Below are 16,855 nucleotides of genomic sequence, written 5' to 3' on the forward strand. Positions count from 1 at the left end.
CTAATACCGCGTCCTCTGGCTGTCCATGAGAGCCTAGAAGACCGGGTGAGCTCCTGCGGAGGACTCCACACTTGCGTCAGGGCGAAGGGCTGCCCTCTTTGAGGAACCGAGTTCTCAAGGTACGGACCACCTCGGTGTCCCAGCGCGGGGAGAGCAGCTCCACGGCGGTGCGACGGTAGCGCAGCGCGCACGCGAGGCACAGCAGCGTGGACCCCAACCCGATGAGGCTGTTCTGCCAGGAGGCCAGGTCCCACTGTCCATCCCAGAACCACTCGCGCTGGCTGGTGGGCCAGAAGTACCAGATGGGCCAGCCCGGCCCGCTGCCAGCGAGGTCACACAGCAGGTGGAGGTGGAAGGCCAGCAGCGCCAGTGCGGCCACCCGCAGCCGGCTCTGGGCCAGTGCCGCGCACACCCCCGCGGTCACCAGCGCGCCCACGTACCCGTGGAAGATGAGGTGGTGGTAGCGCGCGTACAGCTCCCCTCCGCCCAGAATGGTCAGCCCATCGATGTCCGGCGCCAGTCCCGCGCAGGCGACGAGCACCCGGTCCCGCCGCGCCTCCAGGCGCTGCGCCATCAGCCAGGACAGCTCGGCGTGGACGATGGGGTTCATGCGGTAGGCTCGGGGCTCAGGCGTCGGCTGGCGCGTCGTAGTGGGGCGTCAGGTCGATGACGTACGCGGTGAGCAGGTGGTAGATGATGACGTTGCTCACCCAGAAGAAGATGGCGGGGAAGCTCACGTAGACGAGCATCGTGCCCGGCCAGACCTGCAGGTGCTTACCGGTGAGCTGCACCGCGAGGAAACCGCCCACCCACTCGCCCACCCAGCACACCGCCGCGGTGATGCCGACGCGCGTCCAGATCTTCATGCCCTTGGGGTGGAACCAGTAGTAGTGCAGCGTCCACATCAGGAAGACGGAGCCCGCCCAGAGAATCATGCTCCCGAACGAGAACCACCCGTAGGGCGAGTCCGGGTACACCCAGCCGTACGTCCCGTTCACCGCCTTCCAGGCCAGGTTCTGACTCAGCTCCAGGAGCCAGAGCAGTGGAGCGATGTAGAGAATCTGCGTCGCGAGCACTCGCGCGTAGAGGTTGAAGGACCGGCGTTGGGCGGCGGCTGTCAGGGCCATCGCGTTCATTGGGTTCCCCCCGAGGGCATGAATGGAGTGACGTAGCGGTTCCCAATCTCACCTACCGAGGTGTCCCCTCCGCTTCCCTCTACCCGTCAAACGCTTCCATTCTGACGCCAAACCCGTGTGGTTTTCCACTCCAGGACGGTTCTTCCAGGCTTTCCAGAGAGAGACCGGGTGAGCAGGCGGTGCATCCGTGACAAGCTCGTGGCGCCCTTCGACAGGAGCGAGTCTTGTCCTCGACCACACCGCGCAACATGACCGACTACGAGGCCACCTACCGCGGATTCCGGTGGGAGCGCCCCGAGTACTTCAACTTCGCCACGGACTTCGTCGACCGCTGGGCCAGCGAGCGCCCCGATGCGCCCGCGCTGCAGTGGAGTGACGAGGCCGGGCACGCACAGCTCTTCACCTGGAGCGAGGTGAAGCAGCGCTCGCTGCACGCGGCGCAGTTCCTCACGAGCCTGGGCCTGCGCAAGGGAGACCGCGTCTTCGTGATGATGCCGCGGATTCCGGAGTGGTGGTTCCTCACGTTGGGCTGCATCCGCACGGGCATCGTCTTCATGCCGGGCACGCCGATGCTCACCACCAAGGACATCCGCTACCGGCTGCTGGCGGCGGACGCCAACGGTGTCATCGCGGACGCAAGCTGTCTGGACAGGTTCGAGGGCCTGGTGGGAACGGGCAGGGTGGAGACCTGGGTGGCGGTGGGTCAGGCGCCCTCTCCCTGGGTGGTCTTCCCGCCAGGAGGCGCGGGCACGGGCCAGCACGGCGCGCAGTTCGAGCGCACGCGCGCGGATGACCCAATGCTCATCTACTTCACGTCGGGCACCACGGGCATGCCGAAGATGGTGCAGCACACGCAGGCCAGCTATGGGCTGGGGCACCAGATTACCGGTCGCTACTGGTTGGACCTGACGCCGGAGGACCGGCACCTGACGTTGTCGGACACGGGCTGGGCCAAGTGTGCCTGGGGCAAGCTGTTCGGCCCGTGGAGCCAGGGCGCTTGCAACGTGGTGTACGACTTCCGGGGCCGGTTCGATGCGGCGCGAATTCTGCGGGTGCTCGAGCGACAGAGGGTGACGACGTTCTGCGCGCCGCCCACGGCCTGGCGCGCCCTCGTGCTGCAGGACCTGTCTCAGTACGACCTGTCGTCGCTGCGGCACGCGTTGAGCGCGGGTGAGCCGCTCAACCCCGAGGTCATCGACACGTGGAAGCAGGCCACCGGGCTGCACATCCGCGAGGGCTACGGGCAGACGGAGTCAGTGGTGGTGGTGGGGATGTTCCCCGCGCTGGAGCCGAAGGCGGGCTCGATGGGCAAGCCGTCGCCGGGCTTCGAGGTGTCCATCATCGACCACGAGGGGAAGGAGGTCCCCGTGGGCCAGGAGGGTGACATCGCGGTGCGGGTGAAGCCGGAGAAGCCGGTGGGCCTCTTCGATGGCTACCTCAACGACGAGTCGTCCAACCTGGTGTCGTTCCGGGGCGATTGGTACGTGACGGGGGACCGGGCCGTGAAGGACGCGGACGGCTACTTCTGGTTCGTGGGACGGCGTGACGACGTCATCAAGACGTCGGGCTACCGGGTGGGCCCGTTCGAGGTGGAGTCGGCCCTGCTGGAGCACGCCGCGGTGGCAGAGTCCGCGGTGGTGGGCGTGCCGGATGAGCGGATCGGCCAGCGCATCAAGGCGTATGTGGTGCTGGCGCCGGGCTTCAATGGCTCGCAGGCGCTCGCCGAGGAGCTCCAGGAGTACGTGAAGAAGACGACGGCGCCCTACAAGTATCCTCGGGAGATCGAGTTCGTGACCGAGCTCCCGAAGACGGTGAGCGGGAAGATCCGCCGCACAGAGCTCCGTGCGATGTCTCAGCAGCCTCCGAAGAAGGACTGACGCTTCAGAGGTACTGCTGGACCGTGCCTTCCAGCCTGGCTCGCGGTAGGGCTCCGACGATCTGCCCCACCACCTTGCCCTGCTTGAAGAAGAGCAGGGTGGGGACGGAGCGGATGCCGTACTGCTGAGCCGTTCCCTGGTTGTCGTCGACGTCGAGCTTGGCCACCTTCAAGCGGCCCTTGTGCTCGGTGGCGAGCGCCTCCAGCGTAGGCGAGAGGGCGCGGCACGGCCCGCACCAGGTCGCCGTGAAGTCCACCAGCACGGGCCCCTCCGCCTCCAGCACCTCGCGTTGGAAGTCCGCGTCCCCCAGATGAATGATGTCTCCAGCCATGGTGTGCCCTCGTTTCTGGGACGGGCGTGTCGTCGCCCGATTCCCATGGCAAAGGTTTAAGGGCCGCGGTGAGCACGCGCGAGAGCCCGTGGCGCAATGGATTGTTCCGCGAAGAGCCCCATTAGCGCGCCCGGTTCGTCTCTTCCCACGGCAGCGCAGCGCTGCGCTGGGCGAGCGTGTCGAGGAAGGCGCGCACCTTGAGGGGAAGCTGTCGGCTGCTGGGGTAGACGGCGTAGATGGGGAGGCCCGGCGGTGACACCGCTTCCAACACGGGGACGAGCACGCCCGCGCGTACGTCGTCCACTGCGAGGACGGTGGGCAGTCGCACCAGCCCGAGCCCCGCACGCGCCGCCGCGTGACCAGCGCGAACACTGGGAACCTGCAACCGGCCGCTCACCGGCACCGTGCGAGCGCCACGTGGCCCCGAAAAGAACCACACTTCACTTGTGCCCGGCTCGGCGACCAGGACGCACTCGTGTCGCTCGAGCTCATCCGGAGTGCGGGGCGTGCCGCGCCGGCTGAGGTAGGCGGGGCTCGCGTAGTAGCCGGTACGAACGTCCCCGAGTCGCCGCGCCACCTGCGACGAGTCCGGGAGTGGCCCGGTCCGCAGGGCAATGTCGTAAGACTCCGCGACCAGGTCCACGTACGCCTCGGCGAGCGACACCTCCACGCGCACCTGGGGGTAGCGCAGGAGGAACTCGGTGATGACCGGGGTGAGCAGCTCGCCCAGGAGCGAGAACGTGGCCACGCGCAGCGTGCCTCGGGGCGTGCCTCGCGACTCGCTCAGAGAGCGGTTCACCTCGCGGGCCTCGGCGACGAGCCGCGCGCAGTGGGCGTGGTACTCGCGCCCCGTCTCCGTGAGCCGCAGCCGCCGCGTGTTGCGCTCGAGCAGGCGCGTGCCCAGCCGCTCCTCCAGTGCCGCCAGTCGACGGCTCACCGTGGACTTGCGCAACCCCAGCCTCGCCGCCGCGGCGGTGATGCCGCCCGCGCTCACCACCTCGGTGAAGACGAGCATGTCATCGAGCAGCGGCGGTGTTGGGGACATGGGCGGAGAGCCTACCCGGGCACATTCTTCGAGAACTTGTCCGATTGTTGGACAGGTCCGCGAAAAGTGCCGCCGGAGGTCTCAGGTCACTCGCGAAGCATCGAGAGCGCCCGTTCGAGGACCTCGTCCCGTCCGGCCTGGAGACCTCGGATCGTGGGCCGCGCCTCCACGTCCGGGATGACTCCCTTGCCCTGCACCGGGCGCCCATCCGGGTAGTGGAGGAGCTGGCCGGTGAAGAGGACGCAGATGGCACCTGGGAGGCACACGTTGGTGGTGTCTCCCACGGCGCCCGCGGTGGGTGTTCCCACGAGCCGGGTGCCCGCGGTCGCCTGCAGCATCATGGCGGTGTACTCGGCCTGGCTGGAGGCGCGCTCGTCCACGAGCATCACCGTGCGGCCCGTGTAGCGGGGCGGCCCGGCCCGAGAAATCTCCGTGTCGGAGAACCGCAGCTCCTGGCGCTGGCCGGAGGACACGAGCGGTCGGGCGACGACGGCCGCGTGCTCGGCGCCCTTCACGTTGAGGCGCGGCGCCAGCTCCCACGCCGTGCTCTGGGGCTGGCCCCGCATGTCGAAGATGATGCCGCGAGTCCCTTTCAACGCCTCGAACATCGGATCGATCTGCTCCACCCGGAGCAGCCGTAGGTCCACATAGCCGAGGTTGCCGTCGAGCTTCCGATAGGGCTCACCCTCGGCGGAGGGCTGCCGGAAGGGCGCGAGGAAGGCGCGGGAGCGGGGCAGCTTCAGCTCCTTCTGCTTGCCCTCCGCGGACCGGACCTTCAGCGAGACGTGTGAGCCCTCGGGTCCGGCGAGCAGCATCTCCCCCACCTTCAACGAGAGGGCGGCGGGAGTCGAGGCCGCGAGGTGACGGCGAAGGAACGCGGCCCGCTCCTCCACGGGCTGCCCGTCCACGGTGAGCAGCTCGTCGCCCACGGAGAGTCCGGCCTCCCGGGCCACGGTGGCATCGAAGAGCTCCGTTACCAGGGGACGGCCCTCCACGTAGCGGGGGAGGACGGGGGCGGTCGCCTCGCCCAGGGTGCGGAAGACGGTGCCGCGCTCGGCCAGGAAGATGTGGCCGTCGTGGACGCGCGCGGACAACTCATAGAGCGCGAGGGCGTACGCGCGTGCATCCGCGGCCTCGCGGGTCTTGCGGAGGAACTCGGGAAGCACCGCGTCCCAGTCGCCGAGCGCCTTCGGGTCCGGGTGGAAGTAACGCATGACATTCCAGAAGCGGCAGACGGCCAGCGTCCGCAGTCCGGGGGCGGGGTACTCCTGGTCCGCGTAGGTCTCCTCCGCTCGCCACGTGGGCAATCCCGTGCGACGTGAGGCCTGGCGTACGGGTGTCTTCGCCTTGCCCGCGCGGACGAGCTTCAGCGCGGCCTGGAACGCGGGGCCTTGCTCCCCTTCATCGGCGCTCGCGGGCACGGTGACGTCCGCGCGCAGACCTTGCGAGCCCTCGGGGAAGACGAGCTCGGAGGTCCGCACAATGGCTCGGTGGCCCCCCGCGAGCGGCTCTTCCATCGTCTTCACGGCGGAGCTCTCGTCGAGTGCTCCCTGCGCGACGAGGTAGGTGCGGGACGAGGAGCCCACCATGGCCAGCAGCAACGGGACGAGCGGGGTGCGCCCGTTGACGAGGAAGGCGATGGAGCGCTTGGGCGCACCCGGTGCGGACGTGAACCCCTCCGCGAGCTTCAGGTCCATGGTGGTGCCGTAGCCGCCCGAGGTGGCGCCGAACTGGATGCGGTACCCCGAGTGCTGGGGGTAGCGCTCGCCCGGGCCCGTCACGGGTTCGGACGGCAGTGTGCTCGTGAGGAAGCCCAGGGCCTGGTCCATCCAGTTGGCCTCGTCGCCTCCACGGGCCCGCAGGTCCACGATGACACGGCGGGCCTTCGCGAGCTCTGGCCCTAGCGAGGACACTGCCAGGTAGAGCTCCTGGTAGTTCCCGAAGCGCCGATCGAGGTCCACCACGAGCACATCCCCCACCTGACGGAACAGGGGCGTGGCCCGCCCGCCCGGCGCGGGAGAGGACGGGGCCTGCTGCTGGACGACCCGCGTGACGGGGTCCCCTAGCCGGCCGAGCATCGCTTGGAGCGCATCGGAGAGGGCCTCGGGGGAACGCGCCTCCATCACCCGGGGTGCCGTCTCCACCAGGGCCGCGTCCCAATCGAGAGCGCTGGAGGGCAGGGCGGGATGGAAGTGCTCCACCGCTCCCCAGACGCGGCAGAGCGCCGCGAGCCGCGCATCAGGAGCGCTCTCCACGGGCTCAAGCGTGCCCTCGGCGGCGGCGGCTGTTTGTGTGGAGAGCCCGATGACGAGCGCGACGAGCGCGACGAGCGCGAGTATAAAAATCGGTCCTGGCTGCCGACGAACCCGTGTGATGGTCATGCTCCCCCCTCTGGGATGTCGCCGCAGAGACACCGGGGGGAGCGAAATGTTCCCGCGTTCTATTTTCCGTTCGGCGGGTCGTCCGAGGCGGGGTGGGCATCCAGCTCCTCGCGGTCGAGCGAGGCGGGCAGGAGCGCGTTGGCGAGGATGCCCACGAGCGCGGCCAGGGCCATGCCGTGCAACTCCACGTGGACCTCGCCGAGCGTCACCGGCACCTTCGCACCGCCCAGGCCGAGCACGAGGATGAGGCTCACCACGATGAGGTTGCGGCTGTGCGCGAAGTCGATCTGCGCCTCGGAGAGGGTGCGGATGCCCACGGAGGCAATCATCCCGAAGAGCAGGATGCTGACCCCGCCGAGCACGCCGGCCGGAAGGCTCTGGAACACGGCAGCCAGCTTGGGCGAGAGACCGAAGAGCATGGCGAAGCCCGCGGCGATGCGCAGCACCGCGGGGTCATAGACGCGGGTGACGGCGAGGACACCCGTGTTCTCCGCGTAGGTGGTGGCGGCGGGCCCACCGAGCACCGCGGAGACCATGTTGGCGATGCCATCGGCGAAGAGGGTGCGCGGCAGGCCGGGCCGCTCGAGGAAGTTCTTCCCCACCACCCGCCCGTTCACGATGACGTCGCCGATGTGCTCGATGAAGGTGACGATAGCCACGGGGGCGAGCACGAAGATGGCACTCCACGAGAACGCCGGGGCGTGGAACGGAGGCAGGCCCACCCAGGCCGCGTCGCGGATGGCACCGAGCTTCGTGGGCTCCACCAGGCCGAGCACCAGCGAGGCCACGTAGCCGGTGATGACGGCGATGAGGATGGGAATCATCTTGAAGAGGCCGCGGGCGAAGACGCTGGTGAGGATGGCGGCGAGCAGCGTGATGAGCGCGAGTCCCCAGTGGCTCTGGGCCTGGTTGACAGCGACTCCGGCGAGGCTGAGCCCGATGACGATGATGACGGGGCCGGTGACGATGGGCGGGAAGATCTGCTGGATGCGCCGCACGCCCACGGCCTTCACCAGGGCGGAGAAGACGACGTACATGGCACCCGCGGCGACGAGCCCTCCTCCCGCGGCGGCGGGGCCCTCCGCCTTGAGCACGGCGATGATGGGGGCGATGAAGGCGAAGCTGCTGCCCAGGAAGATGGGTACGCCGAGCCCGGTGAGCGCATGGAAGAGCAGGGTGGCCAGCCCCGCTCCGAAGAGGGCGACACTCGGATTGAGTCCGGTGAGGAGCGGTACCAGCACGGTGGCGCCGAACATGGCGATGGTGTGCTGGAGGCCCAGCACGACCTTCTTCTGGAGCGGGAGGGGGCGCATGGGCGCGCCTTAGCGCACCGGTGCCCCTCCCGGGTACTGACTTCTTGTTCGGGTGGGCGCGTCAGCTCCAGTCGGAGTGGACGAAGCCGGCCTCGGGCCTGTCGCGGCGCTGGTAGGTGTGGGCGCCGAAGGCGTCGCGCTGGGCCTGGGTGAGGTTCTGCGGCAGCTCGGGGCTGCGGTAGCTGTCGAAGTAGGCCAGGCTCGCGCTGAACACCGGCACCGGAATTCCCAGCCGCGTGGCCACCGCCATCGTGCGCCTCCAGGACGGCGCCATCTTCTCCAGCACCGGCGCCAGGCTGTCGGCCAGCATCAGGTTGGGCAGGTCCGGCTTCTTCTCGAAGGCCTCGCGCAGCGGGGTGAGCAGCTTCGCGCGGATGATGCAGCCCGCCCGCCAGATGCGCGCCATCTCCGCCAGCGACACGTTCCACTTGTACTCGTTGGACGCCGCCTGGATGAGCCGCATCCCCTGCGCGTACGTCACCACCCGCGCCGCGTACAGTGCGTCATGCACCCACGCCGCCAGGTTCGCCTTCTCGTCCGCCGACAGCGACTCGCCCTTCGGGCCATGGAGCACCCGGCTCGCCGCTACGCGCTCGTCCTTCATCGACGACAGGTTGCGCGCGTCCAGCGCCCCTGCGATGGAGGGCACCGGTACGCCCAGGTCCAGTGACACCTGCACCGTCCACTTGCCCGTGCCCTTCTGGCCCGCCTTGTCCAGCACCAGGTCCACCAGCGGCTTGCCCGTCTCCGCGTCCTTCTTGCGCAGGACCTTGATCGTCGTCTCCAGCAGGAAGGACTCGGCGATGCCCTGGTTCCACTGCGAGAAGAGGTCCGCCAGCTGGTCCGCCGACAGCCCGAGCCCGTGGCGCAGCAGATCGTACGTCTCCGCCAGGAGCTGCATGTCCGCGTACTCGATGCCGTTGTGCACCATCTTCACGAAGTGGCCCGCACCGTCCGGACCCACGTGGGTGACGCACACGCCCGCTTCGCTCTTCGCGGCAATGGCCTCCAGCACCGGACGCACCTGGGCGTACGCCTCGGCCGGGCCTCCCGGCATGATGGACGGGCCGTACCTCGCCCCCTCCTCACCCCCCGACACGCCCACGCCCAGGAAGAGCAGCCCCTTCTGCTTCCACTCCGCCTCGCGCTTGCGCGTGTCCTGGAACCAGGAGTTGCCACAGTCCAGCACGATGTCCCCTGGCTGCAGCAGCGGCTCCAGCCGCTCCATCATCGAGTCCACCGCCGCTCCCGCCGTCACCATCAGCATGATGCGGCGCGGGCGCTCCAGCGCGGCCACGAACTCCTCCAACGCCGCGTAGCCCTTCAGGCTGTCGGGCGCTCCCTTCTGGCGCATTTCGTCGAAGCGCTCGGGGTGGCGATCCCACACGGCCACCCGGAAGCCGTGGTCCGCCACGTTGAGCGCGAGGCTTTGCCCCATCACCCCCATGCCCGCCACGCCAAACTGCGCACGCCCCTGCTGTGCGCCCTGTGCTGTCGTCATTGCGTTGACTCCTGTGTGTCGGTTCTGGGGGAAGACCCTCACCCCAGCCCTCTCCCAGAGGGAGAGGGAGCATTCACGGTGTCACTGCTGGCCAGCCGCGGCCCGGTCCATCATCCACTGCGCTTGCTCTACCTGGGCCGCGGGCAGGTTCTCCCCCGCAAGCACCCGGCGCACCATGTCCTGCTTGCCCGCTCCGCTCACCAGCCCCAGCACCTTCCGGGCGGACCGCAGCACGGGCAGCGTCAGTGTCATCCTCCACGGCGGTGGCTTGGGGCCCACCACTGCCAGCACCCGCCGCTCCTTCTCCTGGAGCGCGGAGTTGCCAGGGAAGAGAGAGGCCGTGTGCCCGTCCTCACCCATGCCCAGCACCACGACGTCCAGCACCGGGGGCAGCAGCTTCTCGTAGTCGCTCGCGGCCTGCTCCCGGTCCGCGCGCTCGCCCTGCATCCGGAAGATGTGCTGGGGCGGCACGCTCAGTGGCTTGAAGAGCGCCTCCTCCGCCAGCAGGTAGTTGCTCTCCGGGTGATCCGGCGGAACGAAGCGCTCGTCCACGAAGTAGAAGTCCACCCGCTCCCACGGCACGTCCCGCGTCGTCAGCTCCCGGTACACCGGCCCCGGGGTGCTTCCGCCTGACAACGCCAGGCTGGCCCTCCCGCCCCGGGCCAGGGCCGCGTTCAGCTCACGCGCCACCCAGTCCGCGCCCTCGCGCCCCAGCGCTTCCTTCTCCACCACGATGGGGGCCGGCCTCATCCCTTGAGCTCCGTCCATCGCCGGCCATCCCGTGCCAGCAGGGCCGCCGCCGCGTCCGGCCCCGTGCTCCCGGGCTCATAGGTGTGCAGCGGCCCACCCTTGCCCGCGTCCAGCGACTCGATGATGGGTGTCACCCACGCCCACGCCTGCTCCACGCTGTCCTGCCGCGCGAAGAGCGTGGTGTTGCCCCGCATGCAGTCCAGCATCAGCCGCTCGTACGCCTCCGGCACTGGCTTGTGGAAGCTCTCCGAGTAGTCGAAGTCCATGGTGACGCCCGCGATGTTGATGTCCTCGCCGGGCACCTTCGACTCGAAGCTCAGCGCGATGCCCTCGCGAGGCTGGATGCGCAGCGTGAGCACGTTGGGCTGCAGCCGCTGGCAGGTGTCGCTGGTGTTGAAGAGGCAGTGCGGCACGGGCTTGAAGTGGATGGACACCTCCGTCACGCGCTTGCTCAGGCTCTTGCCCGCGCGCACGTAGAAGGGCACGCCCTGCCAACGCCACGTGTCGATGTACGTCTTCAGGGCCACGTAGGTGGGCGTTTTCGAGTCCTTCGCCACCCCGTGCTCCTCGCGGTATCCCTTGTATTGCCCCTGCACCACGTACTTGGCCACCTCACCGCCCACCATGGGACGCAGCGCGCGGAACACCTTGTTCTTCTCGTCCCGGATGTCCTCCGAGCCGAACGAGACGGGCGGCTCCATGGCGCACAGGGCCAGCACCTGCAACAGGTGGTTCTGCACCATGTCCCGGATGACGCCTGTCTCGTCGTAGAAGCGCCCGCGCCCCTCGACGCCAATCTTCTCCGCCGCGGTGATCTCCACGCGGTCGATGTGCTGCCGGTTCCACAGCGGCTCGAAGATGGCGTTGGCGAAGCGGAAGACGAGGATGTTCTGGACCGTCTCCTTCCCCAGGTAGTGATCGATGCGGAAGATCTGCTTCTCGTCCAGCACCGCGGCCAGCGCCTGGTTGAGCTCCTTCGCGGTGGCCAGGTCTCGGCCGAAGGGCTTCTCGATGACGAGCCGCCGCCAGGGCCGCTTCACGGCGGGGTCTTCGCGGTACAGCAGCCCGGAACTGGCCAGGCCGTTGAGCAGCGAGGGGAAGGTGGAGGCCGGGGTGGCCAGGTAGTAGAGCTGGTTCCCCTGGGTTCCGAAGCGCTCGGCAATGCGCTCCAGGTGCTCGCGCAGACGGATGTAGGACTCTGGGTCGTCGTAGCCGCCCGTCATCATCTCCAGCTTGGAGGAGAGCCGCTCCCACGTGGCTTCGTCCAACGGCTGGGTGCGGGCGAACTTCTGCAGCCCCTCCTTCACCTGGGCGCGGAACTGCTCCAGGTTGTGCTCCGAGCGGCTGAAGGCCACCACGGCGAAGTTGTTGGGCAGCAGCCCCTGGCGCGCCAGCTCAAAGAGGGCCGGGAAGAGCTTGCGCTGCGCCAGGTCTCCCGTGGCGCCGAAGAGGACCATGACGCACGGGTCGGGTCTTCCCGCCCGTACCAGTGGGTCTCCTTCTCGGGGATGGGTTTCGATGTGCAGGCCCTGCTCTTCCATGTCGCCCTCCGGAACCGCGAATGCCGGGGGAACATATGCGCTCGTGCCCGCGCTGGTGCATCAATCCTTCGCGAGATGTCCCTGTCCCCGGGGACGGGGCGCTCGTCCGGTGCAGGATGTGGGAGCCTCAACCGTTCGCCGGAAGACGTGCCGAGCCGCCCCTGCTCGCGGGTGCTCGGGACAGGTGCGTAGGTTGGCGCGGCGCATGTTCCCCCACATCCCCGGAGGCCGTAGGCCCTCCGCCTCGGCTTATGTCGTCCAACAGGAATCCGTGCTGGCCCGGCAGGTGCTGGACATCGAGGTGGACTGACGGCCTGTCGTCGACGTCGGGTGAAAAGCTCCCTACCCCTGGCATCCGGGGCGGTTCCTCATCGGTCAGGTAGCCTCCCTCTCCGAGGGAGGCTGGATGCACGACGACATGGGCGGGGTCTGGGAGAGGCCCTGGGTGGAGCTCACGCCTGGCGAGCGCGTGGCGGGCTTCATCATTGAGGGGAAGCTCGCCTCGGGCAGCTTCGGCACCGTCTTCAAGGCCTCTCGGGATGGGCGCCGCTTCGCCGTGAAGCTGGTGCCCATGGACAAGCGGGGTAACCGCGAGGTGGATGCGCTTCGCCGCGCGCAGCTCCCCAACGTCGTCAGCTTCCACGGGTACAGCGTCTGGCCGGATGAGGAGCCCCGCTTCCTCGTCCTGGCGCTCGAGTTGATAGAGGGCCGCTCGTTGGATGTGTGGGCCCGGGAGGAGAACCCGTCCGCGCTCGAGCTGGTTCACCAGGTATTGGTGCCTCTGGCGAGCACCCTGGCGGACGTGCATGCCGCGGGCGTGGTGCACCGGGACGTGAAGGAGACCAATATCATCATCCGCGAGGCGGATGGGCAGCCGGTGTTGGTGGACTTCGGTGCCGCCGCATACGAGGGCGCCCCGCGTCTGACGATGCGGCTGCCGCCAGGCACCCCGGAATACCGCAGCCCCGAGGCACTGCGCTTCGCCCGGGCCTGGGAGGGGGAGCCCTATCCCGGCGGCCCCGGAGACGACCTGTGGGCGCTGGGCGTCGCGATATATGGGCTGCTCACGCGCGAGCTCCCCTTCGGAGACAGGCACGACCAGGGCATGGTGCGCGCCATCCTGGAGCAGGCTCCCTCGGCCCCGCATGTGCTCAACCCGCGCGTGCCCCCGGCGCTGGGCGAGCTGTGCCTGCGCATGTTGGAGAAGGCCCCCGAGGCGCGGTTCGCGGACGCCCAGGCGCTCGAAGCGGCGCTGGAGGATGCGGCAGCCCAGGCGGATGACGTCTGGCGCGCGCCGCTGTTCCCCGGGGGAAGACAGGAGAAGCGTCCGGCCTCCGCGCTGGCCTCCCCTCCAGCACAGCCCCTCGTTCCAGCACCGACTCCCTCTCCACCTTCGGAAATTCGGGCTCGCCCGGTGAGACGGTGGTGGCCTTGGGCCGCTGGGCTCGTGCTCGGCACGGCCGTGGGGATGGGCCTCATGGTGCTGACCCCACGTACTACGTCGCCTACCACCCCCCCGCCGCAACAGGCTGTCCCTCGCCAGGAAATAGCGCCCGTTGACCTGACGGAAGAAGTTGGTCCGGGCGCGGCACCCCAGACGTCACCTACTCCCGCGCCCGTCGCCCGTGCGACCCGAAGCGAGAACTCCGCGATGACAAAATCCCAGAAGATCCGCTCCCTTGCCGCCGCTACTTGCCTTGTTGGCTCCGCCTGCGCGAGCGGCCCTCAGCAACGTCCGCCCCCCAAGCCGGCAGAGTGCCCGCCCGGCGCCGCCGCGACCCTGGAGCAGTTCCGCATCCGCGAAGGAGAGACACACATCACGTACTTTCCAGCCTTCTCGAAGACCCGAGTCGCCATTGTTCGGGAGGGTCCCATCACTGTCGAACAGCCGGTCTCCTGGGGACTGTTTCCGGATTCAACCCGCTTCATGGGTCACGTCTTCTTCGGAGCGGGGCGTGTCTATGGCCGATTCACCCAGGCCATTCTTCCAAATGGGGAGAGCGTGCCGGTCTGCTTGGAGTGGTTGTCCCCCAACGAGCTTGGAATCAAGATGAAGCCTGAGAGCACGGCGGAGGAGGCGCACATCATTTACGACCCGCGCATTCAAGCGGTGTCTCGCTTCCACTAGGCCCCCCATTGGAGGCTGCTTCCCGTGCTCCCATCCACTCCTCTCGCCATCCTGGCCCTCTTGTTTCTTCGAGGAGCCTCTCGTGGCGAGCCCTCCACAGGTGCCGCCTGCGAGGACGTGCAGCGCCTGGAATTGGCACTCACGCCCACCAACGCAGCCCTGGAATTGTGCGTCAGTCCGGGGCTCGTGACGAGCCTGCGCTTTGATGCGCCCTCCATCGTGGAACTACAAGATGAAGTGCGGTTCGAGGAGGTGGTCCGCTCTCGTAGGCTCCTGACATTGATGCCGCCGCCAGACATGGCTCCTGGTGAACGACTGCGGCTCACGGTGCATTTCGAAGGTGATACGACCTCGAGCGGCAGCACCTTCGTGCTGGTGGCTCACCCCGGGCGAGCAACACACCAGGTGGAGGTGTACCGTGACAGGCGCACCCGGGAGTCCTTTCAGCAGGAAGTGATTCAGGAGCGTGCCAGGAATGGGCAACTTCGTGAGGAACTCGCGCGAACGCAGGCCCTGCTCGGCCAGTCAGGAGGTCTCCGGAGTCTCCTTGCCAGCAAGACGATTGACCTCAATGGGGTCCGGGCTCAGGTGCTCGAAGCACAGGTGTCCGGACCTTCGAAAGGAGAGCTCTCCCTGGTGAGTGGTACCAGCTATCGCGCAGAACTGAGCGTAGCGGCGGACGTGTTGTTGATGAACTCCGGGTCGGAACCCTGGATGGTGGCCGGAGCCTCCCTGGTGGACGCCCGGGGCGAGGAGATCAAGGGAGTGAAGTTCCAGCAGGATGAGGTCATCGCGCCCGCTCAGGTCAAGTCGGTGATTGTGGAGGTTGCCGTGACCAGGGAGCAAGCTCGAGGCGAATGGACGTTGAAGCTGTGGGATGCGGGAGGGCGTGCCATCACCATTTCCAAGGTGACGTTCCCGTAGGGAGGAGGGCCAAGGGAGCGCGGGGCTATGCGTTGGAGGTGTTGCTCGGATATGGCGGCATCCCCAATGTCGGCTCGGTATCAACAACCAGTTTACGGTGCAGACCGCTCTCGCTTCACCACGTGCCCACGCCGAGGTGCAGCCCTCCGCGAGCCTCTATCTCCTCCAGGAGCGCGGAGCCGCCGAGCGCCAGGCCATAGGCGGGCATGGACTCGGTGATGAGCCGGCCGCCTTCTCGGGCGAGGTACGTCACCGGGACGGTGAGGCGGGAGAAGCCGGTGGTGCGCAGCAGCTTCTCCGCGGAGCGGGTGAGGAGGAAGGCGAGGGCGAGCTCCACGCCGCGCTCGGCCAGCAGCGCGAGCACCCGGTGGGTGAGGCGCGTCCCGAGTCCCTGGCGTTGGTGCTCGGGCGCCACCGCGATGCCCAGGCCTGCCACCTTCACCATGCGGCCTCCCAGCATCACCTCGCGGAAGGTGATGGCGCGGAAGCCCGCGAGGCCTCCGTTGCGCCTCACCGTCACCACCAGGTTCGGCCGCGTGTCGTAGTAGTAGCGGCCGTGCAGCGCGGGCTCTCCCGGGAAGGTGCGGGCCACGAGCGCGCACAGCTCCGCCTCCAGCCCAGGTGGGAGCGTGCCGGTGTCGTGCACCTCAAGCGTCTCGTCCCCTCCTGGCAGAGGCCGGGCCCGTCCGCGTGCCTTCACCGTCTCGTTGTAGAGCACCACCTTGTGCAGCTCCACCGTGCCGCCGAAGACGGAGAGGCACAGCAGATCTCTCAGCATTCCCTCGGCGCCCTCGCCTCGGCGCAGGCCCTTGCCGCCGAGTACGCGCATGAGCCCCTGGGCCGCGTCCACCGCTGCTTCCACGCCGTGCAGCTTGATGATGGAGAGGGTGCCGAACACGTCCTCGCCTCGCGACAGCGCGCCGAGCGTCGAGTCGAGCAGCGCCTCCAGCGTCTCCTCGGCCACGCGCATGCGCACCAGCCGCTCCTGGATGTATTGGTGGCGTCCCAGGGGCTCGCCGAAGGTGCGGCGCGCCTGCGCGTGGGCCATCCCCCGCTCGAGACAGCGGCGCACTGCTGCGAGGTACAACACCCCGGTGAGCAACCGCTCCTCGGTGAAGGTGGTGCGGAACAGGCGCACGCCGTCGCCGGGTTCTCCGAGGCGCGCGTCCGAGGGCAGTACCACCCGGCGGGCGACGAGGTTGCCGGTGGCGGAGGTGGACAGGCCCGTGAGGTCCGTCACCGGGCGCATGTACACGCCCGGGCAGGCCGTCTCCAGGAGGAAGAGGTTGACCGCGTGGGAGGGAAGCACGCCGGCCAGCCGCGCGGAGACGATGGCCAGGTCCGCGGAGCCCACGTTGGTGATGCTGCACTTGCGTGCATCGAGCCTCAGTCCGTCCCGAGTAGGCACCACGCGCGCGCGCAGGGCGAGGATGTCCGTTCCCGCTCGCGGCTCGCTGTTGGCTACGGCGCCCACCCACTCTCCGGACAGGAGGCGAGGGAGGTGCCGCGCCCGCTGCGCCTGGGTGCCGGCATGGGCCAGGAGCCGCACGCAGACGAGGTGCGTGAGCAGCGAGGTGGCCAGTCCGAGGTCCCCCGAGCCCGCCGCGAAGCCCGCGAGCGCATGCACCGCGCCGGTGAGTCCCTCGCCGCCCAGCGCTGGCTCCAGGGCCGCGCGGAACATCCCCGCTTCGCCGAGCTGCTGGAAGGCCGTGCGATCCAATCCCGTGGGCGCTCCCTCTCCCGCTGGGAGAGGGCTGGGGTGAGGGTCTGCTCTTCGGCGCTTGCGGCCCACCTTCGCGCGCTCGGCGCGGTAGCGATCACCCAGGGTGCGGAACCGTTCGTACAGGGCGCTCCTCATGCACGCCTCCCGTGAGGGCAATTCTACACCCGTGGAAGGCTCCAGCCGCTGACCCCAGGCGTGGCCTCCC

Annotated in this window: 13 protein-coding genes; 3 read left to right on the forward strand and 10 right to left on the reverse strand. The window is 68.6% G+C overall.

Annotated elements, in window-relative coordinates; translation table 11 throughout:
* Positions 1 to 76 precede the first annotated feature (76 nt).
* Both F0U60_RS07980 and F0U60_RS07985 read right to left on the reverse strand, forming a co-directional pair.
* A complete protein-coding gene (locus F0U60_RS07980; RefSeq protein WP_395816108.1) occupies positions 77 to 610 on the reverse strand; it encodes a metal-dependent hydrolase in 534 nt (177 codons plus the stop codon).
* A 16-nt stretch (positions 611 to 626) separates the two neighbouring features.
* Positions 627 to 1,136, reverse strand: coding sequence for a hypothetical protein (locus F0U60_RS07985; RefSeq protein WP_395816110.1), 510 nt, complete (start codon positions 1,134 to 1,136; stop codon positions 627 to 629).
* A gap of 248 nt (positions 1,137 to 1,384) precedes the next feature.
* Here F0U60_RS07985 and F0U60_RS07990 point away from each other — a divergent pair, with 248 nt between their 5' ends.
* Complete coding sequence (locus tag F0U60_RS07990; RefSeq protein WP_395825127.1) at positions 1,385 to 3,013, forward strand: acyl-CoA synthetase; 1,629 nt, start codon at positions 1,385 to 1,387, stop codon at positions 3,011 to 3,013.
* 4 nt (positions 3,014 to 3,017) lie between these two features.
* Here the strand turns inward: F0U60_RS07990 and trxA are convergent, their stop codons facing one another.
* The 7 genes from trxA to zwf all read right to left on the reverse strand — a co-directional run bounded on the left by trxA (position 3,018) and on the right by zwf (position 11,875).
* Complete coding sequence (gene trxA, locus F0U60_RS07995; protein ID WP_395816112.1) at positions 3,018 to 3,344, reverse strand: thioredoxin; 327 nt, start codon at positions 3,342 to 3,344, stop codon at positions 3,018 to 3,020.
* Between the two features lie 121 nt (positions 3,345 to 3,465).
* Positions 3,466 to 4,389, reverse strand: coding sequence for a LysR substrate-binding domain-containing protein (locus F0U60_RS08000; protein WP_395816115.1), 924 nt, complete (start codon positions 4,387 to 4,389; stop codon positions 3,466 to 3,468).
* 86 nt (positions 4,390 to 4,475) lie between these two features.
* The gene (locus F0U60_RS08005; RefSeq protein ID WP_395816118.1) at positions 4,476 to 6,770 is read right to left on the reverse strand and encodes a S41 family peptidase; all 2,295 of its coding nucleotides are present in this window, start codon (positions 6,768 to 6,770) and stop codon (positions 4,476 to 4,478) included.
* A 59-nt stretch (positions 6,771 to 6,829) separates the two neighbouring features.
* Positions 6,830 to 8,083: a uracil-xanthine permease family protein gene (locus F0U60_RS08010; protein ID WP_395816121.1), complete on the reverse strand. Its 1,254-nt coding sequence runs from the start codon at positions 8,081 to 8,083 to the stop codon at positions 6,830 to 6,832.
* A gap of 61 nt (positions 8,084 to 8,144) precedes the next feature.
* Entirely contained in the window at positions 8,145 to 9,584 is a 1,440-nt protein-coding gene (gene gndA / locus F0U60_RS08015) for an NADP-dependent phosphogluconate dehydrogenase (RefSeq protein WP_395816124.1), read from the reverse strand.
* An 81-nt stretch (positions 9,585 to 9,665) separates the two neighbouring features.
* Positions 9,666 to 10,334, reverse strand: coding sequence for a 6-phosphogluconolactonase (gene pgl, locus F0U60_RS08020; RefSeq protein WP_395816127.1), 669 nt, complete (start codon positions 10,332 to 10,334; stop codon positions 9,666 to 9,668).
* Positions 10,331 to 11,875, reverse strand: coding sequence for a glucose-6-phosphate dehydrogenase (zwf, locus tag F0U60_RS08025; RefSeq protein WP_395816129.1), 1,545 nt, complete (start codon positions 11,873 to 11,875; stop codon positions 10,331 to 10,333). The genes pgl and zwf overlap by 4 nt, the downstream gene beginning before the upstream one ends.
* A 406-nt stretch (positions 11,876 to 12,281) precedes the next feature.
* Here zwf and F0U60_RS08030 point away from each other — a divergent pair, with 406 nt between their 5' ends.
* Complete coding sequence (locus tag F0U60_RS08030; RefSeq protein WP_395816132.1) at positions 12,282 to 14,003, forward strand: serine/threonine protein kinase; 1,722 nt, start codon at positions 12,282 to 12,284, stop codon at positions 14,001 to 14,003.
* Between the two features lie 24 nt (positions 14,004 to 14,027).
* On the forward strand, positions 14,028 to 14,927 hold the full coding sequence (locus F0U60_RS08035; protein WP_395816135.1) for a DUF2381 family protein: 900 nt from the start codon (positions 14,028 to 14,030) through the stop codon (positions 14,925 to 14,927).
* 115 nt (positions 14,928 to 15,042) lie between these two features.
* Here the strand turns inward: F0U60_RS08035 and F0U60_RS08040 are convergent, their stop codons facing one another.
* Complete coding sequence (locus F0U60_RS08040; protein ID WP_395816138.1) at positions 15,043 to 16,785, reverse strand: GNAT family N-acetyltransferase; 1,743 nt, start codon at positions 16,783 to 16,785, stop codon at positions 15,043 to 15,045.
* Positions 16,786 to 16,855: the final 70 nt, after the last annotated feature.

It is taken from the genome of Archangium minus, from assembly GCF_044360475.1.
Lineage (GTDB): Bacteria > Myxococcota > Myxococcia > Myxococcales > Myxococcaceae > Archangium > Archangium minus.

Excerpts from the sequence above, each read along its gene's own strand:
- F0U60_RS07980 (WP_395816108.1), bottom strand. The coding sequence starts at position 610 with ATGAACCCCATCGTCCACGCCGAGCTGTCCTGGCTGATGGCGCAGCGC.
- F0U60_RS07985 (WP_395816110.1), bottom strand. The coding sequence starts at position 1,136 with ATGAACGCGATGGCCCTGACAGCCGCCGCCCAACGCCGGTCCTTCAAC.
- F0U60_RS07990 (WP_395825127.1), top strand. The coding sequence starts at position 1,385 with ATGACCGACTACGAGGCCACCTACCGCGGATTCCGGTGGGAGCGCCCC.
- trxA (WP_395816112.1), bottom strand. The coding sequence starts at position 3,344 with ATGGCTGGAGACATCATTCATCTGGGGGACGCGGACTTCCAACGCGAG.
- F0U60_RS08000 (WP_395816115.1), bottom strand. The coding sequence starts at position 4,389 with ATGTCCCCAACACCGCCGCTGCTCGATGACATGCTCGTCTTCACCGAG.
- F0U60_RS08005 (WP_395816118.1), bottom strand. The coding sequence starts at position 6,770 with ATGACCATCACACGGGTTCGTCGGCAGCCAGGACCGATTTTTATACTC.
- F0U60_RS08010 (WP_395816121.1), bottom strand. The coding sequence starts at position 8,083 with ATGCGCCCCCTCCCGCTCCAGAAGAAGGTCGTGCTGGGCCTCCAGCAC.
- gndA (WP_395816124.1), bottom strand. The coding sequence starts at position 9,584 with ATGACGACAGCACAGGGCGCACAGCAGGGGCGTGCGCAGTTTGGCGTG.
- pgl (WP_395816127.1), bottom strand. The coding sequence starts at position 10,334 with ATGAGGCCGGCCCCCATCGTGGTGGAGAAGGAAGCGCTGGGGCGCGAG.
- zwf (WP_395816129.1), bottom strand. The coding sequence starts at position 11,875 with ATGGAAGAGCAGGGCCTGCACATCGAAACCCATCCCCGAGAAGGAGAC.
- F0U60_RS08030 (WP_395816132.1), top strand. The coding sequence starts at position 12,282 with ATGCACGACGACATGGGCGGGGTCTGGGAGAGGCCCTGGGTGGAGCTC.
- F0U60_RS08040 (WP_395816138.1), bottom strand. The coding sequence starts at position 16,785 with ATGAGGAGCGCCCTGTACGAACGGTTCCGCACCCTGGGTGATCGCTAC.